General features: G+C 61.1%; 21 protein-coding genes. 13 read left to right on the top strand and 8 right to left on the bottom strand.

The genetic code is table 11. The annotated features are described in order from the left end of the window. The first annotated feature begins 284 nt into the window (after positions 1-284). From CKW21_RS29880 to CKW21_RS29870, 3 genes are all read left to right on the top strand, one after another. Complete coding sequence (locus tag CKW21_RS29880) at positions 285-1,454, top strand: aromatic ring-hydroxylating dioxygenase subunit alpha (protein WP_095197401.1); 1,170 nt, start codon at positions 285-287, stop codon at positions 1,452-1,454. A gap of 149 nt (positions 1,455-1,603) precedes the next feature. Continuing rightward, the gene (locus tag CKW21_RS29875) at positions 1,604-3,265 is read left to right on the top strand and encodes a choline dehydrogenase (protein ID WP_095197400.1); all 1,662 of its coding nucleotides are present in this window, start codon (positions 1,604-1,606) and stop codon (positions 3,263-3,265) included. A 9-nt stretch (positions 3,266-3,274) separates the two neighbouring features. Continuing rightward, positions 3,275-4,339, top strand: coding sequence for a GlxA family transcriptional regulator (locus tag CKW21_RS29870; protein WP_095197399.1), 1,065 nt, complete (start codon positions 3,275-3,277; stop codon positions 4,337-4,339). Positions 4,340-4,415: 76 nt separating this feature from the next. Here CKW21_RS29870 and CKW21_RS29865 read toward each other — a convergent pair whose 3' ends face one another. Further along, positions 4,416-5,168 (bottom strand): class II aldolase and adducin N-terminal domain-containing protein, encoded by a 753-nt coding sequence (locus CKW21_RS29865; RefSeq protein WP_095197398.1) that lies wholly within the window; start codon positions 5,166-5,168, stop codon positions 4,416-4,418. A gap of 202 nt (positions 5,169-5,370) precedes the next feature. Here CKW21_RS29865 and CKW21_RS29860 point away from each other — a divergent pair, with 202 nt between their 5' ends. From CKW21_RS29860 to CKW21_RS29845, 4 genes are all read left to right on the top strand, one after another. Continuing rightward, positions 5,371-6,852, top strand: coding sequence for an aldehyde dehydrogenase family protein (locus tag CKW21_RS29860; protein WP_095197397.1), 1,482 nt, complete (start codon positions 5,371-5,373; stop codon positions 6,850-6,852). A gap of 232 nt (positions 6,853-7,084) precedes the next feature. Next, on the top strand, positions 7,085-8,020 hold the full coding sequence (locus tag CKW21_RS29855; RefSeq protein ID WP_095197396.1) for a choline ABC transporter substrate-binding protein: 936 nt from the start codon (positions 7,085-7,087) through the stop codon (positions 8,018-8,020). Between the two features lie 246 nt (positions 8,021-8,266). After that, positions 8,267-9,388, top strand: coding sequence for an HlyD family secretion protein (locus tag CKW21_RS29850; protein ID WP_095197395.1), 1,122 nt, complete (start codon positions 8,267-8,269; stop codon positions 9,386-9,388). Beyond that, on the top strand, positions 9,385-10,977 hold the full coding sequence (locus CKW21_RS29845) for a DHA2 family efflux MFS transporter permease subunit (RefSeq protein WP_095197394.1): 1,593 nt from the start codon (positions 9,385-9,387) through the stop codon (positions 10,975-10,977). Before CKW21_RS29850 ends, CKW21_RS29845 begins: the two co-directional genes overlap by 4 nt. A gap of 133 nt (positions 10,978-11,110) precedes the next feature. Here CKW21_RS29845 and CKW21_RS29840 read toward each other — a convergent pair whose 3' ends face one another. Then, positions 11,111-11,551 carry a carboxymuconolactone decarboxylase family protein gene (locus tag CKW21_RS29840; RefSeq protein WP_095197393.1) on the bottom strand — a complete coding sequence of 147 codons (441 nt, stop codon included), beginning with the start codon at positions 11,549-11,551 and terminating at the stop codon, positions 11,111-11,113. 212 nt (positions 11,552-11,763) lie between these two features. Here CKW21_RS29840 and CKW21_RS29835 point away from each other — a divergent pair, with 212 nt between their 5' ends. From CKW21_RS29835 to CKW21_RS29825, 3 genes are read left to right on the top strand one after another with little or no spacing between them, the layout of a single operon-like run. After that, complete coding sequence (locus tag CKW21_RS29835) at positions 11,764-12,270, top strand: sigma-70 family RNA polymerase sigma factor (RefSeq protein ID WP_095197392.1); 507 nt, start codon at positions 11,764-11,766, stop codon at positions 12,268-12,270. Positions 12,271-12,286: 16 nt separating this feature from the next. Continuing rightward, the gene (locus CKW21_RS29830) at positions 12,287-13,246 is read left to right on the top strand and encodes a FecR domain-containing protein (RefSeq protein WP_095197391.1); all 960 of its coding nucleotides are present in this window, start codon (positions 12,287-12,289) and stop codon (positions 13,244-13,246) included. 14 nt (positions 13,247-13,260) lie between these two features. Beyond that, positions 13,261-15,654 (top strand): TonB-dependent receptor, encoded by a 2,394-nt coding sequence (locus CKW21_RS29825; protein WP_095197390.1) that lies wholly within the window; start codon positions 13,261-13,263, stop codon positions 15,652-15,654. 126 nt (positions 15,655-15,780) lie between these two features. Here the strand turns inward: CKW21_RS29825 and CKW21_RS29820 are convergent, their stop codons facing one another. The 4 genes from CKW21_RS29820 to CKW21_RS29805 form a co-directional block, all read right to left on the bottom strand. Beyond that, positions 15,781-17,226, bottom strand: coding sequence for a mechanosensitive ion channel domain-containing protein (locus tag CKW21_RS29820; RefSeq protein ID WP_095197389.1), 1,446 nt, complete (start codon positions 17,224-17,226; stop codon positions 15,781-15,783). A gap of 217 nt (positions 17,227-17,443) precedes the next feature. Further along, on the bottom strand, positions 17,444-18,070 hold the full coding sequence (gene ycaC, locus CKW21_RS29815; protein ID WP_095197388.1) for an isochorismate family cysteine hydrolase YcaC: 627 nt from the start codon (positions 18,068-18,070) through the stop codon (positions 17,444-17,446). A 57-nt stretch (positions 18,071-18,127) separates the two neighbouring features. Then, entirely contained in the window at positions 18,128-18,811 is a 684-nt protein-coding gene (locus tag CKW21_RS29810) for an isochorismatase family protein (RefSeq protein ID WP_095197387.1), read from the bottom strand. 92 nt (positions 18,812-18,903) lie between these two features. Further along, positions 18,904-19,770, bottom strand: coding sequence for a pirin family protein (locus CKW21_RS29805; RefSeq protein ID WP_095197386.1), 867 nt, complete (start codon positions 19,768-19,770; stop codon positions 18,904-18,906). Between the two features lie 104 nt (positions 19,771-19,874). On the opposite strand from CKW21_RS29805, the gene CKW21_RS29800 reads away from it, so the two are divergent. The 3 genes from CKW21_RS29800 to dkgB all read left to right on the top strand — a co-directional run bounded on the left by CKW21_RS29800 (position 19,875) and on the right by dkgB (position 22,478). Next, positions 19,875-20,783, top strand: coding sequence for a LysR substrate-binding domain-containing protein (locus CKW21_RS29800; RefSeq protein ID WP_095197385.1), 909 nt, complete (start codon positions 19,875-19,877; stop codon positions 20,781-20,783). A 120-nt stretch (positions 20,784-20,903) separates the two neighbouring features. After that, positions 20,904-21,443 carry a PaaI family thioesterase gene (locus CKW21_RS29795; protein ID WP_095197384.1) on the top strand — a complete coding sequence of 180 codons (540 nt, stop codon included), beginning with the start codon at positions 20,904-20,906 and terminating at the stop codon, positions 21,441-21,443. 231 nt (positions 21,444-21,674) lie between these two features. After that, positions 21,675-22,478 (top strand): 2,5-didehydrogluconate reductase DkgB, encoded by an 804-nt coding sequence (gene dkgB / locus CKW21_RS29790; RefSeq protein ID WP_095197383.1) that lies wholly within the window; start codon positions 21,675-21,677, stop codon positions 22,476-22,478. A 16-nt stretch (positions 22,479-22,494) separates the two neighbouring features. Here the strand turns inward: dkgB and CKW21_RS29785 are convergent, their stop codons facing one another. Both CKW21_RS29785 and CKW21_RS29780 read right to left on the bottom strand, forming a co-directional pair. Continuing rightward, positions 22,495-25,731, bottom strand: a complete 3,237-nt coding sequence (locus CKW21_RS29785; RefSeq protein WP_095197382.1) for a transporter substrate-binding domain-containing protein — start codon at positions 25,729-25,731, stop codon at positions 22,495-22,497. Continuing rightward, positions 25,732-26,358: a response regulator transcription factor gene (locus tag CKW21_RS29780; protein ID WP_095197381.1), complete on the bottom strand. Its 627-nt coding sequence runs from the start codon at positions 26,356-26,358 to the stop codon at positions 25,732-25,734. Positions 26,359-26,366: the final 8 nt, after the last annotated feature.

Genomic DNA, 26,366 nt, shown 5'->3' with positions numbered 1-26,366 from the left:
CTGGAGCACGATCTACATCACAGGCAAAAAGCCTAAGGAGCTGCACGGCTTCCAAGTCCCTCCCTCGATGATCAGTCGAGAACTATCGCTCCTGATGGAGCGATAGTCGAGATACAAGGAGCTGCCGAAGGCTGCGATCTTTTCGCCCTGAGACGATCCTCGCCTTGATGTTTTCACCCTGCAACTGGTCGCTTTACATCAATCCGCCCTCCTCCCCGCCCCCTAGATTAGGTCCCACAACCAAGCCGTACCGTGCGGCGCCAGTCACCGAGGAGATCGCCCCGATGCAAAATGTCCAGAACCTCAAAGCACAAAGCTCGATCGACGGCTGGGATCATCAGGACCCGGAAGAAGCCTTCACCCTGCCCTCGCGTTACTTCTACGATGAGACCCTGTTCAAGGCCGAGCGCGACAACATTTTCATGCACGCCTGGCATGTGGCCGGGCACGTCAGCGAGTTTGCCGAGCCGGGTCAGTTCGTGGTGACGGATCTGTTCGACCAGAGCGTGGTGGTGGCGAAGAATCGTCAGGGGCAGATCCATGCGTTCCACAACGTCTGCCAGCATCGCGGCAATCGTCTGCTTGAGGAACGTCGCGGCACCACCGGCGGCGTGGTGCGTTGTGCCTATCACTCGTGGTGCTACGAAATGGACGGCAGCCTGCGCAGCGCGCCCCGTTGCGAGAAGATGAAAAACTTCGAGTTGCAGCAGTTCAACATTCCGCAGATCCGCACCGAGGAAATGGGCGGCTTCATCTACTTCAACCTCGACCCGGCGGCGCCGTCGCTGCGGGATTTGTTCCCCGGTGCCGACGAAGAAATGCGCCGGGTGTTCCCGGACCTGGCCAACATGCGCCTGATCGAAGAACAGGACGTGATCGTGCCGGCCAACTGGAAGGTGATCATGGACAACTCCATCGAGGGCTATCACTTCAAGTTGTCGGGGCCCTGCCATATCGACCTGGCCAAGCTGATCGACTTCAAGGGATACCAGCTGACCAAACGCGACAACTGGTGGACCTACATCGCCCCGGCCAACCTTACCGTGACCGAAGCCTACGGTGTGCCATTGCGCAAGGATCTCAACCCGGACGAATGCTTCTTCAACATCGGCATGTGGCCGAACAACACCTTCTACACCTTCCCGTTCTCGGAGTTCCTGGGCTCGTTCATCATGATTCCGCTGGACGCCGAGCGCTCGCTGCTGCGGTTTGGTTACTACTCCAACAATGCCGAGACCGCACAGGTCACCGAGTCCTGCATGAAGTGGATGAACGAGGACCTGGGACCGGAGGACATCGCGCTGAACATCTCGGTGCAGAAAGGCCTGCATTCGCTGGGCTACGACCAGGGCCGCTACATGATCGACGCCCAGCGCAGCAACGAGAGCGAGCATCTGGTGCATCACTTTCATCGGTTGGTGTTTAACGGGATTCACGGTAAGTCCGTGATCTAAGCCAACCACAATCCCTGTGGGAGCGAGCCTGCTCGCGAAGAGGCCATAACATTCAACATCGATGTTGACTGATACACCGCTTTCGCGAGCAGGCTCGCTCCCACAAGGGATTTGTGTTGTGACCTTTCATTGAAGGAGCACCCCGAACCATGGCCAACCATGAGTTTGATTACCTGATTGTGGGCGCAGGCTCTGCGGGCTGCGTGCTGGCCAACCGCCTGGGCGAAGATCCGGCGGTGCGGATTCTGCTGCTGGAGGCCGGGCCTGCGGACAAGAGCTGGACCATCGACATGCCGTCCGCGGTGGGGATGGTGGTCGGTGGCACACGCTACAACTGGAGCTATAGCTCAGAGCCTGAACCGTACCTGGACGGTCGTCGCATCGGCACGCCGCGAGGCCGGACTCTGGGCGGTTCGTCGTCGATCAATGGCATGGTTTACATCCGCGGCCATGCCCGGGATTACGACGCCTGGGCCGAACAGGGTTGCGAAGGCTGGCGTTATCAAGAAGTGCTGCCGTATTTCAAACGTGCGCAGAACCATGCCGACGGCGCGGACGATTACCGCGGGGCGACCGGGCATCTGCATGTCACCCCCGGCGATACGCAAACGCCATTGTGCGCGGCGTTTCTCGCAGCCGGTGTCGAGGCCGGGTATGGCTTGAGCAGCGACCTGAACGGTTATCGCCAGGAAGCCTTCGGCCCGGTGGACCGCACCACCCGCAACGGCCGTCGCTGGAGCACTTCGCGCGGTTATCTGCGCGAAGCGCTGGGCCGGGGCAATGTGCAGGTGCACACCGACGCACTGGCGTTGCGCATTCTGTTCGACGACCGACGCGCCATCGGCATCGAGTACGAACAGAACGGCGAAATCCACACCGCCCAAGCCCGCCGCGAAGTGCTGCTGACCGCCGGTGCGATCAATTCCCCACAGCTGTTGCTGCTGTCTGGTGTAGGCCCGGCGGCGGAACTGCGCGACCTCGGCATCACAGTCAAACATGACCTGCCCGGTGTCGGCCGGCGCCTCAACGACCATCCCGACACCGTCGTGCAGTACCTGTGCAAGAAACCGGTGTCGCTGTATCCCTGGACCACCGCGCCGGGCAAATGGTGGATAGGCGCACGCTGGTTCGTCACCCACGACGGGCTGGCGGCGAGCAACCATTTCGAAGCCGGGGCGTTCATTCGCTCCCGGGCCGGGGTCGAACACCCCGACCTGCAACTGACCTTCATGCCGCTGGCGGTAAAACCCGGCAGTGTCGATCTGGTGCCGGACCACGCCTTCCAGATCCATATCGACCTGATGCGCCCCACCAGCCTGGGCAGCGTCACCCTCAATAGCGCCGACCCTCGACAGCCACCGCGCATCCTGTTCAATTATCTGAAAACCGAGCAGGATCGAGCTGACATGCGCGCCGGTGCGCGATTGGTGCGCGAGATCATCGCGCAACCGGCCATGGCCGCGTTCAGGGGCGAGGAACTGGTGCCCGGCCCGCACGCGCAAAGTGACGAAGCGCTGGATGCCTGGGCCAGGCAAGTCACGGAAACCGGCTACCATGCCAGCGGTACTTGCAAGATGGGGCCGTCGAGCGATGCCGAAGCGGTGGTCGACCCGCAACTGCGCGTGCATGGCCTCGATGGCTTGCGGGTGGTGGACGCTTCGATCATGCCGGTGATTGTCAGCGGCAACACCAACGCGCCGACGGTGATGATCGCGGAAAAGGCCAGCGACATGATTCGCGGCAGGCAACCCTTGCCGCCCTCCGAGGCGCCGGTATGGATTCATCCGCAATGGCAGACACGGCAACGATAGAGATCAGTCATGAGCAGTCAGTCGTCCAGTCATACAGAAAACCGATTCACCTGGCGGCGCGGCGATGTCGCGCCCATGCGCGTGGCGGTGTTGCTGTTGCCGTCGTTTTCCAACTTCGGCCTGGCCGCCGTGCTGGAGCCCTTGGCGATTGCCAACTGGTTGAGTCAGCGCCAATTGTTCCAGTGGTCGCTGTTGTCGCTCGATGGCGAGCCGGTGCAGGCCAGCAACGGCCTGACCACCGTCGCCAACGATGGTTTGAAGGCCGACCAGGGGTTTGATGTGTGCCTGGTGATTGCCAGTTTCGATGTGCACAAACACAGTCGCAATCTGGCGCTCAAGAGCTGGCTGCGCAAACAGGCACTGTTCGGCGCGGTGTTGATGGGCGTGGAAACCGGCACCGAGTTACTGGCTGCCGCTGGCGTGCTTGATGGTTATGAAGCCGCCGTGCATTGGGACAATCTGCAGGGTTTTCAGGAAAGCTATCCGCGGGTCCATGCCAAGCCTCAGCTCTACACCCTGGAACGCCAGCGCATGACCTGTGCCGGCGCGACAACGACGCTGGACATGCTGCTCGGCTGGATCGGCCAGAGCATCGACAGCGAGCTGGCACGGGAAATCGGCATGCACCTGTTGATGGGCCAGGTGCGTGCGCCGGCGGACAATCAGCTCGACGGCGGCCTGACCAACACCGGCCTGTACGGCAGCAAGATTCGCCGCGCCGTGCAGTTGATGGAAAAGGCCCTGGAGGAACCGCTGGATTGCGAGGCGATTGCCGGCCAGGTCGGGTTGTCGCGTCGGCAACTGGAGCGGCAATTCAAGCACCAGACCGGTCTGTCACCGCTCAAGTACTACATCACCTTGCGGCTGGCCAAGGCCCACAGTTTGCTGCAACAGACGCGCCTGAGCGTGGCACAAGTGGCGGCCTGTTCCGGGTTCGGTTCGCTGGAACACTTTTCCCGCACCTACCGCGCACGCTTCGGCTGTCCGCCCAGCGAAGACCGCAGCCAGGTGTGGACCGCCCCGGTGATGCGCCAGCCGCTGCGCAAGGAACAGCGGCCGACCGAAGCACAGTGATGCGATCGCTTTTCGTCGGAGTCAGGCTTGCCGGCGAAGGCGCACTTGAGGACGCCTTCGCCGGCAAGCCTGGCGCCTACAGGTCCCTCTGATCGGCCGTCATCAGGCGGTACTCAGGCTCTTCTTCGTCCAGTATCCCCATCAATGCATTGAAATGCTTGTCGGCAAAGCCCGGATAGTCGAGCCATTGCCGGCAGGTCTTGCGCGCGATTTCGTCGCTGGCGATGCGCAGTTCGCGGCCGGTCGACAACGCAGTGATGTAGCTTTCGCAGGCCCGCTCGAAGTAATACAGATCGTCGAACGCCTGGGCGACACTTGGCGCCGCGACCAGTACGCCGTGATGGCCCATCAACAGAATCGGTTTGTCCCCCAGCAGGCGGCTGACCCGCTCGGCCTCGTCCCCCAGGCCCATGCCGTCGAAGCCATCGTCGATGACCACACGCTCGAAAAAGCGCATGCCGTTCTGCTCGATCGGCGGCAGGCGTGAATCCTTGAGACACGCCAACGCCGTCGCGTATTTGGAATGGGTATGCAGGATGCAGCGGGCGTGGGGCTGATTGCGGTGCAAGGCACTGTGCAAGGCCCAGGCAGTGATGTCCGGCGCGTCGGGTCGATCAAGGCTGGCCGGTTCATCGGCATTGACCAGCAGCAAGTCGCCGGCCTTGATCCGCGAGAAATGCTTGCCGTACGGGTTGATCAAGAACTCGCGACCGTCCCCCGACACCGCCACGCTGAAGTGATTGGCGATGGACTCGTGCAGGTTCAGCCGCGCGGCCCAACGGAACGCGCAGGCCAGGCGGATTCTCAGTTGCTCGACAGGTTGATTCATTGCGGACTCCACAGAGGTTGATCGATTGCCTGGCAGTGTAGGGATACGCCTTGCGCGCACTTGACGGGAAACGACATTGGCTGCCGTTATTTCGCAGCGCCGCGACCGTGAGAAAACGGCGTGGATATGCCGCGTTTGATCAAGAGCAGCTCCGCGGGCAGCGCCATAGTGACGACCACGACCCACTTGGCTGGAGACGCACATGCTGCAGATTCGTTTGTTCATCGCGGGCAGTTGGCAGGCACCACAGGCGCAGCGCTATCGCGATGTGATCAACCCCGCCACCGAAGAAGTCCTGGCACAGGTGGCCGTCGCCGACGCAGCGGACGCGCAACGGGCGATCAGCGCCGCGCGCCAGGCGTTCGATGACGGTTCCTGGCCGACGATGCCGGTCACCGAGCGTGCGCAGCTGATGCAGAACATAGCCGCGCTGATCGAACAGGACAGCGAGCACCTGGCCCGCCTGGAAACCCTCAATGCCGGCAAGACGCTGGTCGAAAGCCTGGCTGACATCGGCAACGTGGTGGCGACATTCCGCTACTACGCGGCGCTGCTGGAAAGCGAAAGCGCCAGCGTCAACAGCCATGCGCCGGCCCATGTCATCAGCTTCAACCAGCGCGAGCCGGTGGGCGTGTGCGCCTTGATCGCCCCGTGGAACTACCCGCTGCTGCAAGCGGTGTGGAAGATCGCTCCGGCCCTGGCCGCCGGCAATACCGTCGTGTTCAAACCCAGCAGCCTAACGCCGATGACGGCTCATCGCTTGACCGCACTGCTGGCGCAGACCGGGTTACCTGAGGGTGTGTTCAATCTGCTGTGCGGCCCGGGCGATGTCGGCGAGTTGCTCGCCGCCAGCCATGACGTCGACCTGGTGTCGCTGACCGGCGGCGCCGGGGCCGGCGGCAAAGTGATGCGCGCCGCCAGCGGCAACTTCAAGCGCGTGGCGCTGGAACTGGGCGGCAAGAATCCGAACATCGTGTTTGCCGATGCCGATTTCGACGTGGCGCTGGATCAGGCCTTGAACGCGGTGTTTTTCAATGCCGGGCAAATCTGCTCTGCGGGCTCGCGACTGTTGGTCGAAGACAGCATTCATGACCGGTTTATCGACGCACTACGCCAACGCATCCTGAACATTCGCCTGGGCAACGGCCTCGATCAATCAACGCAAATGGGTCCGCTGATTTCTGCCGGCCAGCGCGATCTGATCCTTACGATGATTGCCGCTGCCGTCGAGCAAGGCGCGACCTTGCTGGCCGGCGGGACCATTGCCGAGCAGTTCGAGCGCGGCTTCTGGTTGCGCCCGACCTTGCTGGGCAACGTCACCGCCGAGATGCGCATCGCCCAAGAGGAAGTCTTCGGCCCGGTGATTACTGTCGAACGCTTCAACGACGAAGCCCAGGCCCTGCAACTGGCCAACGATACGCCTTACGGCCTGGCGGCCGGCGTCTGGACCCAAGACATCGGCAAGGCTTACCGCATGGCCAGGCGGCTGCGGGTCGGCACCCTGTGGATCAACGACTACAACGCCGCCTTCCCGCAAGCGCCATGGGGCGGCTACAAATCCAGCGGCATTGGCCGCGAACTGTCCCGGGCCGGGCTCGATGAGTTCACCGAACTCAAGCACATCTACCTCAATACCGAACCGGCGGCGTTGAACTGGTTTGGTGTCGATCAACCGTCCAATTAACTGATGGCAAAGCGAGCAAATAACCTGTGGCGAGGGAGTTCACTCCCGTTCGGCTGCGAAGCAGTCGTAAATCCAGCCAACCTGGTCTGACTGAAAGAGCGCAGGGGCCGCTTCGCAGCCCAACGCGAGCAAGCTCGCTCGCCACAAGTAAATGCCTTAATCGCATTACCCATAACAACAAGACCGTGACACCCAAAAACCGCTGCCGACGTTTACCTTGAGGAGTCGATCCATGAAAGCCTTGCTCTTGCTTGCATCCCTCAGTATCCCGTTGCTCACCCAAGCCGCCGAACCGGAGTCCTGTGCCACGGTGCGTTTCTCCGACGTCGGCTGGACCGACATCACCGTCACCACCGCCGTCGCCAGCGAGGTGCTGGAATCCCTCGGCTACAAGACCAAAACCACCTTGCTGTCGATCCCGGTGACCTACCGCGCCTTGTCCTCCGGCAAGGAGCTGGATGTGTTCCTCGGCAACTGGATGCCCACCACCGAAAACGACATCAAGCCCTACCGCGACGCCGGCACCGTGGAAACCGTGCGCGCCAACCTGCATGGTGCCAAATACACCCTGGCGGTGCCCGATTACGTGTACGACGCCGGGCTGCACGACTTCGCCGACATCGCCCGATTCAAGGACAAACTCAATGGCCAGCTCTACGGGATCGAACCGGGTAACGACGGCAACCGGCTGATCCAGACCATGATCGACAAGAACGCCTTCGGCCTGAAGGACTTCAAAATCGTCGAGTCAAGCGAAGCGGCGATGCTCTCGCAAGTCAAACGCGCCACGCGCAAAAACGAATGGATGGTGTTCCTCGGCTGGGAGCCGCACCCGATGAACACCCGCAACAAGATGAAGTACCTCAGTGGCGGTGACGAGTACTTCGGCCCGAACTTCGGCCAGGCCACGGTCTACACCAACGTGCGCAAGGACTACCTCAAGGAATGCAGCAACGTTGGCAAACTCCTGCAGAACATGGAGTTCAGCCTGGCCATGGAGAACCAGTTGATGGACGCGGTGTTGAACCAGAACCAGAAGCCACGGGCGGCGGCCAAGGCGTGGTTGAAGGCCAATCCGGCGGTACTGGAGGCTTGGCTTTCGGGGGTTAGCAGTCGGGATGGCAAGGATGGGTTGGCGATGGCCAGTGCGCGGTTGGCGAGCCAGTAGTCGGCAACAACCATCAATTGTGGGAGCGAGCCTGCTCGCGAAAGCGGTGTGTCAGACCGCAAAGAGGTTGAATGTCAGACCGCTTTCGCGAGCAGGCTCGCTCCCACAGTGGATCTTCAGCGATCACCACATCTCATTTCTCTTCGATTGCACCTGACGACCGGCAGCAAAAATAAATTGCGACTAAATATGACATGCGTCATATTACGCGCGTAATTAAATGCCGTTTCCTACAGGTAATCCTTCATGACCAGCATGCCTAACGTTGAAACCGACCTTGCCGTGCCGGTGACCACCCCCAAGCCTCCCCTGCTCAAACGCCTGCTTCTGCCGACACTGGGTATTGCTGCACTGGTGCTGGCCGGTGTCTACGCCACGCACTGGTGGACCACCGGCCGTTTCATCGAGGAAACCGACGACGCCTACATCGGCGGCGACGTAACGATCATTGGCTCGAAGGTCGCCGGCTACATCGACGAAGTGCTGGTCACCGACAACCAGAAGGTCAAGGCCGGCGATGTGCTGATCCGCCTCGACGCCCGGGATTACCGCGCCAACCTGGCCAAGGCCGAAGGCGCGGTGGCGGCTGAAGAAGCCCTGCTGGCCAACCTCGACGCCACCGAACAGCTGCAACAAGCCGTTATCGGCCAGGCCCGCGCCGGCATCGATGCTGCCGGTGCCGAAACCGCCCGTTCGCGGGATGACGATGCTCGCTACAAAAAGCTGGTCAGCACCAACGCCGTTTCTGTGGAAAGCGCTCAACGGGCCAACGCTACATTCAAGACCGCACAGGCTCAAAGCAGCCGCGCCCAGGCTGAACTGCTGGCGGCGCAACGCCAGCTGAATGTCATCGCCACCCAGAAACAACAAGCCCGCGCGGCTTTGATTCAAGCCAGGGCCGAGCGAGACCTGGCGCAATTGAACGTCGGCTACACCGAACTGCGGGCACCGGTGGACGGGGTGATCGGTAATCGTCGGGCGCGGGTCGGCGCCTATGCCCAGGCCGGTTCGCAACTGCTGTCGGTGGTGCCATCCAGTGGTTTGTGGGTCGATGCCAACTTCAAGGAAGACCAGTTGGCACGCATGCTGCCCGGCCAGCGGGTGGTCATACATGCCGACGTGCTTTCGGGGCAGGAATTCCACGGTCATCTCGACAGTCTTGCACCCGCCAGCGGTTCGCAGTTCAGCGTGCTGCCACCGGAAAATGCCACCGGCAATTTCACCAAGATCGTGCAGCGGGTGCCGGTGCGCATCCACCTCGATCCAGCCGACAGCGTGCTCGGCCATCTGCGTCCCGGCCTGTCGGTCACCGCCAAAGTGGACACCCGCAAAGAACCTGAAACCCCGGCCGTGGCCAACGCGCCATGAGCCGCGTCCTCGCCGCCCCGGCGCAACCGTTCAATGCCGCGAACATGGCCACGGCGACCAAGGTCTTCGCCTTCGCCAGCATGTGCATCGGCATGTTCATTGCGTTGCTGGATATCCAGATTGTCTCGGCATCGCTGCGTGACATTGGCGGCGGGTTGTCGGCCGGCACTGACGAAACCGCCTGGGTGCAAACCAGCTACCTCATCGCCGAAATCATCGTGATCCCGCTGTCCGGCTGGTTGTCGCGGGTGTTCTCCACGCGCTGGCTGTTCTGCGCATCCGCCGTGGGCTTTACCCTGACCAGCCTGCTCTGCGGCATGGCCTGGAACATCCAGAGCATGATCGCCTTCCGTGCCCTGCAAGGGTTCCTTGGCGGTTCGATGATTCCCTTGGTGTTCACCACGGCGTTCGTTTTCTTCACCGGCAAACAACGGGTGATCGCCGCCGCGACCATCGGCGCGGTGGCTTCGCTGGCGCCGACCCTGGGGCCGGTGATTGGCGGCTGGATCACCGACATATCGTCCTGGCACTGGCTGTTCTACATCAACCTGGTGCCGGGGATCTTCGTCGCCGTGGCGGTGCCGATGCTGGTGAAGATCGACCAGCCGGAGCTCTCGCTGCTCAAGGGCGCCGACTATCTCAGCATGATATTTCTGGCGCTGTTTCTCGGCTGCCTGGAATACACCCTCGAAGAAGGTCCGCGCTGGAACTGGTTCAGTGACAGCATCATTCTCACCACCGCGTGGATCAGCGGCCTGGCCGGCCTCGCCTTCATCGGCCGGACCCTGCACGTCGCCAATCCGATCGTCGACTTGCGCGCCTTGAAGGATCGCAACTTCGCCCTCGGTTGTTTCTTCTCGTTCGTCACCGGGATCGGCCTGTTCGCCACCATCTACCTGACGCCGCTGTTTCTCGGTCGGGTACGCGGCTATGGCGCGCTGGACATTGGTCTGGCGGTTTTCTCCACCGGGGTGTTCCAGATCATGGCGATTCCGCTGTACGCCTTTCTGGCCAACCGCGTCGATCTGCGCTGGATCATGATGACCGGTTTGGGGCTGTTCGCTTTATCGATGTGGGATTTCAGCCCGATCACCCATGACTGGGGGGCCAGGGAATTGATGTTGCCGCAAGCCCTGCGCGGGATTGCCCAGCAACTGGCGGTGCCGCCGGCAGTGACCTTGACCCTGGGCGGGCTGGCACCGGCGCGGCTCAAGCATGCATCGGGGTTGTTCAACTTGATGCGCAACCTGGGGGGTGCCATCGGCATCGCCGCGTGCGCGACCATTCTCAATGACCGCACCAACCTGCACTTCACCCGGTTGGCGGAACACCTCAACAGCACCAACGAAGCTCTCAACCAGTGGCTGGCCCAAGTCGGCAACAACTTCGCCGCCCTGGGCCAGAGCGGCGATGTCGGGGTGACTGCCAGCCTGCATCAGCTCTGGCTGTTGACCTACCGCGAAGCACAGACACAGACCTATGGCGACGCGTTTCTGATGATCATGGTCTGCTTCATCGTCGCCACGGCGATGGTGCCCTTGATGCGCAAGGTGCAGCCACCGACCGCGCCGAGTGCCGATGCCCATTGATTCCAGACCCAGAAACTCCGCGCCCCCCCTGTGGGAGCGAGCCTGCTCGCGAAAGCGGTGTGTCAGGCAACGGTGATGTGACTGACCCACCGCATTCGCGAGCAAGCCCGCTCCCACGATTGATTGGGGACTGTCAGGCCTGCGGCATTTTGCGGAAGCCCACGGCCAGACGGTTCCAGCTGTTGATGGTGCTGATGGCCACGGTCAGGTCGACCATTTCCTTTTCCGAGAACTGCGCCCTGACCACGTCATAGTCTTCGTCCGGGGCGTGGGTCAGGCTGAGCTGGGTCAGGGATTCGGTCCAGAGCAGCGCGGCGCGCTCGCGGTCGGTGAAGAAGGGTGCTTCGCGCCAGGCGGTCACGGCAAACAGGCGGCGCGTGGTTTCGCCGGCCTTGAGGGCATCGGAGGTGTGTAAGTCGATGCAGAAGGCACAACCGTTGATTTGCGAAGCGCGCAGCTTGACCAGTTCGATCAGCGACTTTTCCAGCGGCAGCTTCGAGACAGCGGTTTCCAGGGCAATCATGGCCTTCAGGGCATCAGGCGAAGCGGTGTAGAAATCGATACGGGGTTGCATGGCATGCTCCGGGGCAAGTGGGTGTGCAGATACGGTAGTCCCGCCGTCGATTTGTACAAATAGCCAATCTTTGAGAAGTCGAGGAGGCCACTGGCGCAAACCCTGAAAGAAAGTGCGAAATGACAATTGCCATCACTTGGTCAGGGCTACTAGAATGCGATCAATTCTTAATTGCACTCACGCAGGATGCCCGAGTCGAGTATCTGCCCGCCATGTCGTTCGCCGATCAGCCTTTGAACCAGCAAGTCCATACCCTCTACAGCGAACACCACGGTTGGCTGCAGGGTTGGCTGCACCGCAAACTGGGTAACCGCTGTGATGCGGCCGACCTGGCACACGACACGTTCCTGCGCCTGCTGACGCGCCAGGTGGTCAAGCCCCTGGGCAGTGAACCGCGGGCGCTGCTGACGCACATTGCCAAGGGCCTGGTGATTGACCGCTGGCGGCGTCAGGACATCGAGCGCGCGTATCTGGAAACCATCGCGCACCTGCCGGTGGCCGAGGTGCCTTCGCCGGAAACCCGCCTGCTGATCCTCGAAACCCTGTGGCGCATCGAAGCGCTGTTGCGCGAACTGCCCAGCGCAACCCGCGAGACATTTTTGCTGTCGCAGATCGAAGGCCTGACTTACGCGCAGATCGCCACCCGCCTGAATGTCTCGCTGATCACCGTCAAGCGCCACATGCGCGCGGCATTCATTGCCTGCCTGAGCGTTGCCTGATGAAGAGTGTCGCCTGATGAATTCGTCGATCATCAACCCGCAGATTCTGGGTGAAGCGGCTGACTGGCTGGTGCAGCTGCATTCCGGCACGGCCACCCCGGCCGATCATCAGGCCATCGCCCAATGGCGCAACCGCAGCCTGGAACATGCCCAGGCCTGGCAACGGGCCGAAGCGTTGCTCGGGGATTTCCGTGGCGTACCGGCCAACCTCGCCATGCAAACCCTGAAACGGGCATCACGCCAGGAAGGCCTGAGTCGCCGGCAGACCCTCACCCGCCTGGGCTTGCTGTTGCTGGCCGGCCCCTTGGGCTTCGCTTCGCAGCATTTGCCCTGGGAGCAATGGACCGCCGATCTGCGCACCGCCGTGGGCGAACAGAAAAACCTGCAATTGCCCGATGGCAGCCAGTTGCTGCTCAACACCGACAGTGCGGTGAACATCGCCTTCAACCCACGGGAACGACGCGTCATGTTGCTCAGCGGCGAACTGTTGATCAGCACCGCGAAAGACCTCGGCGCCCGCCCCTTTATCGTCGAAACTCCCCAAGGCACGGCCCGCGCGCTGGGCACCCGGTTTTGCGTACGGACCGAGGGTTCCAGAAGCCACGTTTCAGTGCTGGAAGGACAAGTGGTGGTCACACCGCAAATGCTGCAGCAAGGCACCCCCCTCGATGCCGGCCAGCGCCAGAGCTTCAAGTTGAACCGTTTCGATGATCCGCAACGGTTCGACGTCGCTGCCATGTCCTGGGACAAGGGCATGCTGCTGGCCAACAACATGCGCCTGGACGAATTGCTCGGCGAACTGAGCCGTTACCGGCCAGGCGTACTGCGCTGCCATCCGGATGTCGCGGCACTGCGCGTATCGGGTGCGTTTTCCCTGCGTGATACCGACGCCAGCCTGCGCCTGCTCAGCGATACCCTGCCGCTGAACATCAGCCGCTTGACACGCTACTGGCTGTCGGTCGAACCGAGGGTCTGACGCGTCAGTCTCTGATGTTCAAACCTACTTTTTTGCGCATTGCCCTGGCCTGCCCGGCGCTGCTGCCGCTTTACAGCCAGGCCGCCGACACCGTCAGCGAAAGCGTCAGCCGCAACTTCGACATCGGTCCGGGTTTGCTGAGCCAGGTATTGGCACAGTTTGCCGTGGCTGTCGGTGCGCCACTGTCATTCGACCCGGCATTGCTGGGCAACCGACAGAGCCCGGGATTGCACGGCGCTTTTAGCGTGCAATCGGGTTTTTCCCGTTTGCTCGAGGGCAGCGGCTTCGTGTTGATCAGCACCGGCGACAGTGGATACACCCTGAAGTCGCAAGCGGCCACCGGAGTCGCTGTGGAACTGGACACCACCAACGTCAGCGCCGTGGGCAATGACAGCGGGGATACCTACGGCGGTGGACAAGTGGCCCGTGACGCCCAAATCGGCGTGCTCGGCAACCGGGCGCTGAATGACCTGCCCTTCAGTGTCACCAGTTACACCGGTAAAACCATCACCGACCAGCAAGCCCGGACCGTCGGCGACGTACTGCTCAATGACGCCTCGGTGCGTCAGTCCGCCGGATTCGGCAATTTTTCCCAGGTGTTCATCATTCGCGGGCTGTCGCTGGCCTCCGATGATATTTCCTGGAACGGCCTGTACGGCGTGCTGCCGCGCCAGATCATCGCCACCGAAGCCCTGGAACGGGTCGAGTTGTTCAAGGGGCCGAACGCCTTTATCAATGGCGTCACGCCCAGCGGCAGCGGCATCGGTGGCGGCGTCAACGTGCAACCCAAGCGTGCAGGCGACCTGCCGACACGACGCGTCAGCCTGGATTACAGCAGTGACGCCCGCGTGGGTGGGCATGTCGATCTGGGCCAGCGTTTCGGCGACGACAACCGTTTTGGCGCACGGATCAACCTGCTGCAGCGTGAAGGCGATACCGCCGTCGAGGATGAAGGCCAGCGCTCGTCCTTGATCAGCCTGGGATTGGATTATCGCGGCGAGCGCCTACGCCTCTGCGCCGACCTGGGTTACCAAAAACAGGTGATCAATCAGGGTCGCGCGGTGGTTTACCTCGACCCTACGCTGAACAAAGTGCCCAAGGCACCCGACGCCACCGCCGGGTACGCGCAGGGTTGGAGCTATTCGCAGCTCGAAGACACCTTCGGCATGGCCCGTGCCGAGTATGACTTGGGCGAAAACTGGTCCGCCTACGTCGCCGGGGGTGCCAAACACACCCGGGAGAACGGTGTGTACTCGTCTCTGACCGTCACCGACCTTGAGGGCAACGCCCGGGGTGGCATGCTCTACTCGCCCCATGACGAGGACAACCGCAGCCTGATGGCCGGCCTGAACGGTCGCCTGAACACCGGTGCGATCAGCCATCAATTGAACCTCGGGCTGACGGGAATCTGGGGCCAGCAGCGTTCAGCCTTCGAAACCATCGGCGCCACCGGGCGCTACAGCACCAACCTCTATGACGTCAGCGAACAGCCGCGCCCCGCAGCCACGTCATTCGGCAGCGACATTCACGACCCACGGGTCGTCGGCAAAAATACACTGCGCAGCCTCGCCATCGCCGACACCCTCGGCTTCATCGACGACCGCATCTTGCTGACCCTCGGCGCGCGTCGCCAGGCGATGAAGGTGGATGGCTGGAGCACCACCTCCGGCGCCCGAACATCGAGTGATGAAGCGTCAATCACCACCCCGGTTTTCGGTCTGGTGATCAAGCCCTGGGAGCACCTGTCGTTCTATGCCAACCGTATCGAAGGCCTGGCCAAGGGTCCGACGCCGCCCACCGGTTCGCTGAATCGCGACGACACCTTCGCCCCGGTGCGCAGCAGGCAAGTCGAAGCCGGCGTGCGCCTGGACATGGGCAGTTATGGCGCGAACCTGGGGGCATACCGCATCGAGCAACCCTCGAGCTACACCCAGGACGGTGTCTTCCGCGTCGACGGCCAGCAGGTGAACAAAGGCATTGAATTCAACCTCTACGGCGAGCCGTTCGAAGGCCTGCGTCTGCTGAGCGGCGCCGCTGTGATGAAGACGGAAATTGAAGGCAGTGCCAATGGCATCAACGACGGCAACCGTGCCGTCGGTGTGCCGCGTTTTCAGTTCAACCTGGGGGCCGACTGGGATATACCGGGGATCGAAGGCGCGGCGTTCAGCGCGCGGATGTTGCGCACAGGTGGGCAATATCTGAACGCTGCCAACACCCAGAGCATTGCGGCCTGGAACCGGTTTGATCTGGGGGCGCGTTATGCCTTCAGGCTCGATGAACGGGAAGTCACCTTGCGCGCCAATATTGAAAATGTCGCCAATGAGGCCTATTGGGCCTCGGCCAACGGCGGGTATTTGACTCAGGGGACGCCGCGTACGTTGAAGGTTTCGGCGACTGTGGATTTTTGATCATTTCAACATATGTAGCGCAGCTGACATCGCCTTCGCGAGCAGGCTCGCTCCCACATTGGGCTTGTGCAGCACCTGTGGGACCGAGCCTGCTCGGGAACCGCGCAGCGGCCATCCGCCAAAAAATCAGCCTGCCCGCTTGAGCAACCACTGCAAGAACCCTTTCTTGTGCACCACAACCGGCACTTCCTGGGTCAATTCCTTCACTTTGTGCAAACGGAAATCCAGCAAGGTCTTCATCGCGTCGTTGATGTCGTGACGGGCTTCCAGGCAAGGTCTGAGGTAGCCCTTGTCGATGCGATACAGCGTGCAGTTGGTTTTCGCGGCGAACTGCGCGGGCAACGCGCTATCGGACAAGATACCCGCCTCGCCGATCACCTCACCCGGCCCCATGCGTCCGGTCTCCATGGTCGTACCGTTGATGTTCAGCGAAACGGTTACCACGCCGGACTCGACGATGAACAAGTGATTGCTGACCTCCCCCGCCGCCAGGATCGTTTCCCCGGCGCGGAAGCTCTGCAGGATCATGTTCTGGCTGAAGGTTTCCTTCTCTTCCTGACGCAACGTCGAGAAGATCGGCGAACTGTCGATCAACGCGCGTTGCCGCGGCAGGTCGCTCGTAGGGCTCGGTTCCACGCTCGACAGCAAATTCACACCGGACGCCCGCAAATGCCGATACGCCAGGTCAAACAGTTGGTTGCGTACCGTGCGCTTCTCGCTCATCGCGGCGACAAACCCGCTGATCTCATAATCCGCACCGGCAGCGCTGGAGCTTTTGAGCGCCACCTTGGGCCCAGGCGTCGTCAACAGAATGCGACAGCCCTGCATCGCCCGCTCCAAGGCATCGATCACGGTTTGCGGACGCACATGGGGGCTGACCTGCAAGGTGATCGAAACGCCGAACATATCGCTGGGCCGGCTGAAATTGGTGATTTTGGCCTTGGCGGCCAGCGAGTTGGGAATCACGATCATGCTGCCTTGGGAGGTTTGCAGCCGCGTGGCGCGCCAATCGATATCAATGACCCGGCCTTCCGTGCCGTCGATCGCGATCCAGTCATCCAGTTGATAGGGTTTGGTGGTGTTCAGGACGATCCCGGAAAACACGTCGCTGAGGGTGCTTTGCAGCGCCAGGCCGACGATGATCGCCAGGGCGCCGGACGTGGCCAGCACCCCCTTGACCGGCAGATTGAGCACGTAGGCCAGGGCGGCGATGACCGCGACCAGGAAAATCACCGCGCCGAGCAGGTCCTGCAGCAAGCGCCCGGTATGCCCGACCCGTTGCATCATCGCCGCGCCGATCAGCACGGTCAGGGTGCGCGCGCCAAATATCCACCAGGCGATCTGCAACCCCGTGGCCGCCAGCTGCAAGGGCACATTGTCAACCCTGGGTGCCGGTTCCAGCGGGCTCAAGCCTTCGTTGAACAGCAGAAGGCTGAACAGCGAGAAAATCACCAGCCGTACCAGCAGTTTCCAGTTGTGATGATTGACACCGACCAGACGCCACACCACCAGATCGATCAGGATCAGGATCAGGGCGCAGACCAAGGGGTGTTCGGCAAGCAACGACAGCATCAAGCGGCTCCAGCACAGGACGATGCGCAAAAGATCTCACACATTGGGCACAGTGTAGGAGTAATTGATTTCGCTGGATTCATACGATCGGGTGGATAACGAAAAAACCTGTGGGAGCGGGCTTGCCCGCGATGGCGGCAGGACAGTCAACATCGTAGTGACTGATCGACCGCTATCGCGGGCAAGCCCGCTCCCACAGGGTTATGTGTTGTCCTGGTTATTTGCTGTTGGTCAGCGTGTTGTAGCTGGTCATCAGGTTGCGGTAATCCGGGATATGGTTGGAGAACAGCGTCGCCAGGCCTTCCACGTCGTTGCGCCAGTCGCGGTGCAGCTCACAGGCCAGGCCGAACCAGGTCATCAATTGCGCACCGGCGGCGGACATGCGGTTCCACGCCGATTCCCGGGTCAGTTCGTTGAAGGTGCCGGACGCATCGGTCACCACGAACACCTCAAAACCCTCTTCGAGCGCCGAGAGTGCCGGGAACGCCACGCACACTTCGGTCACCACGCCGGCGATGATCAGCTGTTTCTTGCCGGTGGCCTTGATGGCCTTGACGAAATCTTCGTTGTCCCAGGCGTTGATCTGACCAGGACGAGCGATGTAGGGCGCATCCGGGAACAGTGCCTTGAGTTCGGGAACCAGCGGGCCATTGGGACCGGTTTCGAAACTGGTGGTGAGAATCGTCGGCAGCTTGAAGTACTTGGCCAGGTCAGCCAGGGCCAGCACGTTGTTCTTGAAGCGGTCCGGGTCGATGTCGCGCACCAGCGACAGCAGCCCCGCCTGATGATCCACCAACAGAACGGCGGCGTTATCCTTGTCGAGACGTTTGTAAGAAGTGGTCATTGCAGTAGTCCTCGCGTGTTATCGATGCCGAGTGGAAATCGGCGTGGGGGTACCCGCTCAGCGCTGGGAGTCCAGCACTTCGTGTTCGTTCGCCACCTGCTGAGCCTTGAGATAACTCTCGATCAGCAATTGATAATGCGGCATGGCCTGGGCGTAGACGGCGGCCCACTGCTCGGCGTCCGGACGGTTCCACGAGCCTTGCAGCTCAGAGAGCGTAGCCATGATGTCGATCGGCACCACCCCGGCCTGGGCCAAACGGGCGATTGTCAGATCAGTGGCCAGCTTCGAGTGGTTGCCGGAGGCGTCGACCACCGCGAACACCTTATAGCCTTCATGCACGGCGGCGATGGATGGGAACGCCAGGCAAACGCTGGTCAGGGTGCCGGCGATCACCAGGGTTTTCTTGCCGGTGGCTTTGACTGCCGCGTGAAACTCCGGGTTGTCCCAAGCATTGATTTCACCTTTGCGCGCCACGTATTGAGCGTGCGGCGCGGATTCGTGAATCTCTGGAATCAGGGGTCCGTTCGGCCCTTGCGGTACGGAAGCGGTAGTAATCACCGGCATCTTCAGCAAGGTCGCGGCCTTGGCCAGGGCAATGGCGTTGGCGCGCAGCTGTGGCACGTCCATGTCCTTCACGATCTGGAACAATCCGCTCTGGTGATCGATCAACAGCATCGCGCTGTCGTTGGGATCGATCGTCGGTTTCTGGCCATTGAAGTTGGCCGCATTGACGGTGTTCATGAGCGTTCCTCTTTTGTTTGGGCAACAGCCATCCCTGGCCTGAAAACCGGCCTACGCATCCTGTGTAGAGCGGATGATTGAAGCGGTACGGATCAGCCGTGCATCTGGCCGAAGCGGCCGGACTGGAAGTCGGCGAAGGCCTGGTGGATTTCCTGCTCGGTGTTCATCACGAACGGGCCGTGACCGACGATCGGCTCGTCAATCGGCTCGCCGCTGAGCAGCAGCACCACCGCTTCCTTGCTGGCCTGGAGGCTGATCTGATCGCCCTTGCGATCGAACAGGGCCAACTGTCCTTCGCGTACCGACTCCAGGCCATTGACCTGAACCGCACCGCGCAGGACGACCAGCGCGGTGTTGCGCCCGTCATGCAGATCAAGGGTGAGCGACTTGCCAGCCTTAAGTCGGATGTCCCAGACATCGACCGGGGTGAAGGTGCGTGCCGGTCCCTTGTGACCGTCGAACTCGCCGGCGATCAAGCGCAGGCTGCCGGCGTTGTCCTTGAGCGCAATGCTCGGGATGTCGCCATCAAGAATGGTCTGGTAGCCGGCATCGGCCATTTTGTCCTTGGCCGGCAGGTTGACCCACAGTTGCACCATTTCCAGGGTGCCGCCGGTTCTGGCAAAACCTTCGGAGTGGAACTCTTCATGGAGAATGCCCGAAGCCGCGGTCATCCATTGCACATCGCCAGGGCCGATCTTGCCGCCACTGCCGGTGGAGTCACGGTGCTCCAGTTCACCTTTATAAACGATAGTCACGGTTTCGAAGCCACGGTGCGGATGCTGACCAACGCCACGTCGTTCGGTAGTGGGTGTGAATTCGGCGGGACCGGCATGGTCCAGCAACAGAAACGGGCTGATGTGCTTGCCCAGGTTGTCGTAGGAAAACAGCGTGCGCACCGGGAAACCGTCGCCGACCCAATGGGGCCGTGGGCTGGTGTAGATACCGATGATGTTTTTCATGGTGCCTCCGAACAAGGTGGGTGAAGCCATGGCCAAAGCTTAAAACCGCGACCCTTTCTGCACTAGACTGCGAAAATCAGCCTTAGCGTTCTATTTGGAGAACGATGGTGGAAGACCTCAACACCCTCTACTACTTCACCCAGGTGGTGGAACATCACGGTTTCGCCGCGGCCGGGCGGGCGCTGGACATACCCAAGTCCAAGCTCAGCCGACGTATCGCCGAGCTTGAAGACCGCCTGGGCGTGCGCCTGCTCAATCGCACCAGCCGTCACTGCTCGTTGACCGAGATCGGCCAGGCCTATTACCAGCGCTGCCTGGCCATGCGGGTGGAGGCGGAAAGCGCCGCCGAACTGATCGAACGCAACCGCTCCGAGCCCCAGGGCCTGGTGCGCATCAGTTGCCCGACAGCGCTGCTCAACACCTGGGTCGGGCCGATGCTGACCCGCTATATGCTCAAGTACCCGTTGGTGGAATTGTTCATCGAAAGTACCAACCGACGGGTTGATCTGATCCACGAAGGCTTCGACATTGCCCTGCGGGTGCGTTTTCCGCCGTTGGAAAACACCGACCTGGTCATGAAAGTGTTGGGCAACAGCACTCAGAGCTTAGTCGGCCATCCGCTGTTCGCCGATCGTCTATCGACACCGCCGTCGCCGGCCGACCTCAGCGGTTTGCCCAGCCTGCATTGGGGTGCGGCGCAGCGTGAATATCAGTGGGAATTGTTTGGCGCCGACGGCGCCAGCGCGATGATTCGCCATGCACCAAGGATGGTCACCGATGACCTGCTGGCATTGCGTCATGCGGTCATCGCCGGGGTCGGTATCGCCCACCTGCCCACTGTGGTGGTGCGTGATGACATAGCCGCCGGTCGTCTGGTGGAACTGGTGCCGGGCTGGGCACCGAAGTGCGGGATCATCCATGCAATCTTCCCCTCGCGCCGTGGGTTGCTGCCGTCGGTACGGACCTTGATCGACTTTCTCGGGGAGGAGTTCAGTCAAAGCGATATTGCCTAGGGGCAGCTGCGAGTTTTTAGCGGCAAGCGGCAAGCTGATCGGTGGTGTGGCGAGGATTTTATTTCGGACGTAATATAGAATTTGATTACAACCATAATATCCGCTCCGAGGACCTCGAATATGCAAAGCCCGAATCGCGACGCCACGCTCGCTCAATGGATCGCTCAGGAACAGGCCATGCGCGATCGCCTGGCCAAGCCGGGCAGTTTGTCCCTGGCCGAAGTCAGCGCCCTGTCCCCTGCCGAGTTTTTCGACGGTATCGGTAATGGTGAGCTGCCCTCGCCGCCCATCGGCACGCTGATGGACTTCATTCCCCTCGAATGGTCCGCCGGTTCGTTCATCTTCCAGGGCACGCCGGATTCGCGGCACTACAACCCGCTGGGCAGCGTCCATGGCGGCTATGCCGCGACCTTGCTGGACTCGTGCATGGGCTGCGCGATTCATACACAACTGAAAAAAGGCCAGGGCTACACCACGCTGGATCTGCGCATCAGTTACGTCCGGGCGCTGACCGGCGCCAGCGGACCGGTGCGGGCCGAGGGCAAGGTTGTGCACCTGGGACGCTCGACGGCGCTGGCCGAAGGGCGGATTTATGATGTGGACGGGCGTTTGTATGCGACCGGCACGACGACCTGCATGATTCTCGAGCCGAGGGGTTAAGGCTTTAAACCGTATCGCCCTCTTCGCGAGCAGGCTCGCTCCCACATAGACCACCTTTCCCTGTGGGAGCGAGCCTGCTCGCGAAGGCGCCTGTTGCAACACCACAAAAACATGAACATGCCGACGATTCTTGACTTGCGGTAAACATTGCTTTGCCGGCCCAGCGGTTTTTCTCACGGATGCAGGCGCGGATACTCGTGTTCGTTCCCACTGCAACCTCTGGAGTCATTCATGTCTATCCCCGCATTCGGCCTGGGCACCTTTCGCTTGCAAGGCCAGGTGGTCATCGACTCGGTCAGCACCGGCCTCGAACTGGGCTACCGGGCTATCGACACCGCGCAAATCTACGAGAACGAAGCCGAAGTCGGCGAAGCCATTGCCGCCAGCGGCATCGCCCGTGAAAACCTGTTCATCACCAGCAAGATCTGGGTCGCCAACTTCGCCGGCGAACGTCTGATCGAAAGCCTCAAGGAAAGCCTGCAAAAACTGCAGACCGACTACCTGGACCTGACCCTGATCCACTGGCCATCGCCGGAAAATCAGGTACCGGTCGAAGAGTTCATGGGCGCCCTGCTCCAAGCCAAGCGCATGGGCCTGACCCGGCAGATCGGCGTATCCAACTTCACCGTCGACCTGATGAAACAAGCCATCGCCGCCATCGGCGCCGAGAACATCGCCACCAACCAGATCGAACTGCACCCGTACCTGCAAAACCGCAAGGTCGTCGAGTTCGCGCACAGCCAGGGCATCCAGATCACTTCATACATGACCCTGGCCTACGGCGAAGTGCTCAAGGACCCGGTCATTGTGCAGATTGCCGACCGTCTGCAAGCGACGCCGGCGCAGGTCACCCTGGCGTGGGCCATGCAATTGGGCCATGCGGTGATCCCTTCCTCCACCAAACGCGCCAACCTCGCCAGCAACCTCAAGGCCTGCGCCATGAAGTTGAGCGATGCCGACATGGCGTTGATCGCCGGCCTGGATCGCGGACATCGCCTGACCAGCCCGAAAGGCATTGCCCCCCTCTGGGATTAACGAGCGGAGACCGGCCTCAGCCCTGCTCGATACTGAGGTCCAGGCGCTTCATGGCTTGATGCAACTGATCGACCGCCGCGTCGATCAGTGCCGCATCTCCCTCGGCGCATGCACGCTCCAGTTGTTCGCAACAATCGACCAGGCCCAGCGCCCGGACCATCTGCGCCCCGCCCTTGATGCGGTGCGCCAGCGCCTGCAAGCCGGGGTAATTGCCACTGGCGTGTTCTTGCAGCAGACGTTCGCGATCATCGCGATTGGTCACGGCCAGATCGCTTAACAGCTGGGTGATGAGTTCATCGTCGGCCCCTGTGAATTTGCGCAGCCCGCTCAAATCGATCTCGGTGCAGGCAGGCACTTCAATCACGTCTGCCGGTTCGCCGGGAAATCGTGAGGCCAACCATGCACTCAGGTCGACCAGTTGGATCGGTTTGAACAGGCAATCGTCCATGCCCGCTTCAATGCAACGAACTTTCTCTTCGGGCTGCGCATTGGCGGTGAAGCCCAGAATCACCGTCGGTTGCCCCGTTTGGAAACGTTCCTCATCGCGAATCTTGCCCGTTAGCTCATATCCGCTGACCTTTGGCATGTTGCAGTCGGTGATAACCAGATCGAAGACGTGTTCGCACCATTGATCGAAACCTTGTTGGCCATCCTCCGCAACCAGAATGCTGTGCCCCAGGTAACTCAGTTGCCGTGAAAGCAACGCGCGATTGGGCTGATAATCGTCGACCACCAGAATCCTCAAGGGGCGAGTCTTTACCTGAGATTCGCCCTGCGACATTTGAATGTCAGGCAAGCTGTGCAACGCAACCAGCTCAAGGCGAATGTCCACCCGGGTGCCGCGCCCCAGAGAACTGTGGAGCTGCAAGCGCCCTCCCATCATTTCGCACAAGGTACGGCTGATCACCAGGCCCAGGCCCGAACCCTGTCGGGCTGATTGCTGGTTGTTCCCGGCCTGCGCGAATGGGCTGAACAGGCGTTGCTGGTCATTGGCGCTGATGCCGATGCCGCTGTCCTGGATGCACACCGTGACGGCAATACGGTCCAGCGACGCGGGCACCACCCGCAATCTCAGGCTGACCTCGCCCTTGCCGGTGAACTTGATCGCATTGCTCAGCACATTGGACAGCACCTGTTTGAAGCGCGTGGGGTCGATCAGCACATCGCGGTCGCTGCACTCGTCCAGGGCGACCCGCCAGCGCAGGTTCTTCTGCCGTGCCAGGCCTTCGAAAACCCGGCACACAGATACCACCAGCGCCTGCAGATTGGCCCGCTCCGGCGACAGCTTCAAGTGTCCGGACTCGATACTGGAAATGTCCAGAATGTCGCCTATCACGTCCAGCAAATGGCGCCCGGCATTTGAGGCATCCTCAATGGCCGCATGGTCAGTGAAGCCCTCATCTGCCCGCTTCAGCGCCACTTCAAGATTGCCGAGCAAGGCATTCATCGGCGTACGGAGCTCATGGCTCATAGTCGCCAGGAAGGTGGTCTTGGCCCGGTTGGCTTCGACGGCAGCGTCCTTGGCTTCCCGTAATTGCCCCAGTAATTGCTGGCGCTGATTAATCTGCCGCCGCTGCCAGGCGATCCCGCTCAAGGCCAGCAAGAGCAGGAAGCCGGCAGCGGCAAACGCCTGGAAAATAGCTTGTTGATGAGTCAGCCAAAAGCTCTGCTCCACCATCAAGTCATTGCGCCAGGGGAGTGCCAGCTCTTCGATTCTTTCAGGGGGGATACTCAACAACGCCTTGTCCAGGATCGAATGCAACTCGGTCGCCTCGCGACTGGTCGCCAGGGTACTGCGGGCGGGATCGATTCCCACCATGCTGACCGCTTGAAGGCGATCGCGGTATTGCCGGGAAATCAGGTAACGGGCACCGATCAATGAATTGATGCTGCCATCGGCCTTGCCCCGGGCGACCATTTCCATGGCGTCCGCCGACAGCGGCGCATCCACGCAGCGAATCAGGGGGTAGTGCTGCCGAATGAACTCGCCGGCAATATTGCCGTAGGTGATCGCCAGCGTTTTTCCGGCCATCTCCTCGAGGGTCCTGGGGCTGTCCGGCGCCACACGGGTCACCAGCACGGATGGACTGGTCAGGAATGGCCGGGTGAGCAGCAAGTCCTCTTCGCGCCGGGAACTGAGGCCGATCCCGGCAAGCACATCGACTTCGCCGTTCTTGATGCCCTTGATCATTTGCGCCACTGACTGCATAGGCCGGATATCGAATTGCAACCCGGTGCGCAGACTGATTTCCGCCAGCACATCGATCCCCATGCCACGGTACCTGCCTTCGCTGTCGATGAAGGTGATCGGCGGAATATTTTCGTTGATCGCCACGTTCACGCGTGGATGTTGTTCGAGCCAGCGTTGCTCGGCGGCGCTCAATTGCAACGACTGCGAGCCCGGCATCGACATTTCGCTCGCGCCCCACCGCCGCAGAATGTTCATCTGCTCGTTGGGCGGGATCACCGCCAACGCCTGGTTGACGATACGCAGCAGCCGACGGTTGTCGCGGGTCATGGCAAAGGCGAAGTACCCCGGCTCCATGCGCGAAAACTCGGTCAGCAGGACGTTATTGAGATAGTTTTTGCTGATCAGATAATCGGCCGTGAGTGCATCCGCCAGAAAGACATCTGCCTGACCGAAAGCCACCGCCCCCACCGCTGCCAGGGTCGAGGGGTAAAGCTGGACATCGGCCTCGGGATAGAATTGCCGCACGCTTTGTTCAGGCAGGTAGTGGTCCAGCATCGCCAGACGCTTGCCCGTCAGGGTCGGGGCAGGCATATCAGGCGATGCGACGCGCGTCACCAGCACCGGTTGGTCGACGGCATAGGCACTGGACAGCTGTAGCTGCAAATCCTGTGTCTCATATTTGTTAGCCGTTCCCAGCAGATCCGCCGCCCCTTGCTTGAGCGCCAGGATGGCCTCGTCTCGCGATGCGTGGCGCTGCACCACGACCTCCACCTGCAACAGCTGGCTGAGCAGCTCGGCGTAGTCCGCCGTCATACCTTCAAGCGCCTGACCGGTGGGGGTGATTTCAAAGGGTGGATAGGACACGGAAACGGCCAGCACCAGACGGCCTTTTTGCTGCAACCAGCGAACATCGGCCGCTGACAGTCTGGCGGTATAACCTTCCACGCTGGAGCGACCCAGCAACGTCAGAGTTTGCGGCTGGGCACTGACATTCATTGCCCATAGGCAGATCCCCAGCAACAACAGGCTTTTCAGAATGCGCAGGCGGCGGAAGGCGTTCATTCAGATCAAATGATTGCGCTTGGCAAGATCACGCAGATGCACCGACGACTCTACGTTGAGCTTTTCGACCAGACGAGTCTTGTAGGTGCTGACGGTCTTGTGGCTTAAATGCAGAAGGTGGGCGATTTCCTTGTTACTGATTCCACGGGCCAGAAGCTGAAAGATCGTCATTTCCCGGTTAGATAGCAGATCGATCATCTGTTTTTCGCTGTTTTGCAATGAATTCAATGACACTGAACTCGAAGCTAACTGGATGAAGTAGGTGTAGCCGCACATCACGGCGTGCACGGCTTTTTGCAAATGCTCCAGACTTCTGGTCTTGTCGACATAGGCTGAAGCACCGGCACGCATGCAACGATCCTGAAAAAACTCCGGCTCCTGAGAAGTGAAAACCACGACCGGGCATGCCATCTCGCCAGCCTGAATCCGTTCAAGCACCTCCAGCCCGCCGAGGAACGGCAAGTTCAAATCCAACACCAGGAGGCTCGGTTTGTGTTCGCGGATTTTCGGCAAGACTTCATTGCCACTGCTCGCTTCATGAATGCGCTTGAATCCCTCCTGCTTGAGTACGATTTTGACGGCACCGCGAATCACCGGATGATCGTCCGCAATCAGCACTGACTTCATGACAACTC

Origin of the sequence: Pseudomonas sp. Irchel 3A7, from assembly GCF_900187565.1 — a bacterium.
In the GTDB taxonomy this organism is placed as follows: domain Bacteria; phylum Pseudomonadota; class Gammaproteobacteria; order Pseudomonadales; family Pseudomonadaceae; genus Aquipseudomonas.
The sequence above is the reverse complement of the archived record's forward strand: the minus strand, read 5'-3'. Positions and strand labels throughout refer to the sequence as shown.

Bases quoted from the DNA above. Each gene is read 5' to 3' on its own strand.
- CKW21_RS29880 (WP_095197401.1), top strand. From the start codon at position 285: ATGCAAAATGTCCAGAACCTCAAAGCACAAAGCTCGATCGACGGCTGG.
- CKW21_RS29875 (WP_095197400.1), top strand. From the start codon at position 1,604: ATGGCCAACCATGAGTTTGATTACCTGATTGTGGGCGCAGGCTCTGCG.
- CKW21_RS29870 (WP_095197399.1), top strand. From the start codon at position 3,275: ATGAGCAGTCAGTCGTCCAGTCATACAGAAAACCGATTCACCTGGCGG.
- CKW21_RS29865 (WP_095197398.1), bottom strand. From the start codon at position 5,168: ATGAATCAACCTGTCGAGCAACTGAGAATCCGCCTGGCCTGCGCGTTC.
- CKW21_RS29860 (WP_095197397.1), top strand. From the start codon at position 5,371: ATGCTGCAGATTCGTTTGTTCATCGCGGGCAGTTGGCAGGCACCACAG.
- CKW21_RS29855 (WP_095197396.1), top strand. From the start codon at position 7,085: ATGAAAGCCTTGCTCTTGCTTGCATCCCTCAGTATCCCGTTGCTCACC.
- CKW21_RS29850 (WP_095197395.1), top strand. From the start codon at position 8,267: ATGACCAGCATGCCTAACGTTGAAACCGACCTTGCCGTGCCGGTGACC.
- CKW21_RS29845 (WP_095197394.1), top strand. From the start codon at position 9,385: ATGAGCCGCGTCCTCGCCGCCCCGGCGCAACCGTTCAATGCCGCGAAC.
- CKW21_RS29840 (WP_095197393.1), bottom strand. From the start codon at position 11,551: ATGCAACCCCGTATCGATTTCTACACCGCTTCGCCTGATGCCCTGAAG.
- CKW21_RS29835 (WP_095197392.1), top strand. From the start codon at position 11,764: ATGTCGTTCGCCGATCAGCCTTTGAACCAGCAAGTCCATACCCTCTAC.
- CKW21_RS29830 (WP_095197391.1), top strand. From the start codon at position 12,287: ATGAATTCGTCGATCATCAACCCGCAGATTCTGGGTGAAGCGGCTGAC.
- CKW21_RS29825 (WP_095197390.1), top strand. From the start codon at position 13,261: ATGTTCAAACCTACTTTTTTGCGCATTGCCCTGGCCTGCCCGGCGCTG.
- CKW21_RS29820 (WP_095197389.1), bottom strand. From the start codon at position 17,226: ATGCTGTCGTTGCTTGCCGAACACCCCTTGGTCTGCGCCCTGATCCTG.
- ycaC (WP_095197388.1), bottom strand. From the start codon at position 18,070: ATGACCACTTCTTACAAACGTCTCGACAAGGATAACGCCGCCGTTCTG.
- CKW21_RS29810 (WP_095197387.1), bottom strand. From the start codon at position 18,811: ATGAACACCGTCAATGCGGCCAACTTCAATGGCCAGAAACCGACGATC.
- CKW21_RS29805 (WP_095197386.1), bottom strand. From the start codon at position 19,770: ATGAAAAACATCATCGGTATCTACACCAGCCCACGGCCCCATTGGGTC.
- CKW21_RS29800 (WP_095197385.1), top strand. From the start codon at position 19,875: ATGGTGGAAGACCTCAACACCCTCTACTACTTCACCCAGGTGGTGGAA.
- CKW21_RS29795 (WP_095197384.1), top strand. From the start codon at position 20,904: ATGCAAAGCCCGAATCGCGACGCCACGCTCGCTCAATGGATCGCTCAG.
- dkgB (WP_095197383.1), top strand. From the start codon at position 21,675: ATGTCTATCCCCGCATTCGGCCTGGGCACCTTTCGCTTGCAAGGCCAG.
- CKW21_RS29785 (WP_095197382.1), bottom strand. From the start codon at position 25,731: ATGAACGCCTTCCGCCGCCTGCGCATTCTGAAAAGCCTGTTGTTGCTG.
- CKW21_RS29780 (WP_095197381.1), bottom strand. From the start codon at position 26,358: ATGAAGTCAGTGCTGATTGCGGACGATCATCCGGTGATTCGCGGTGCC.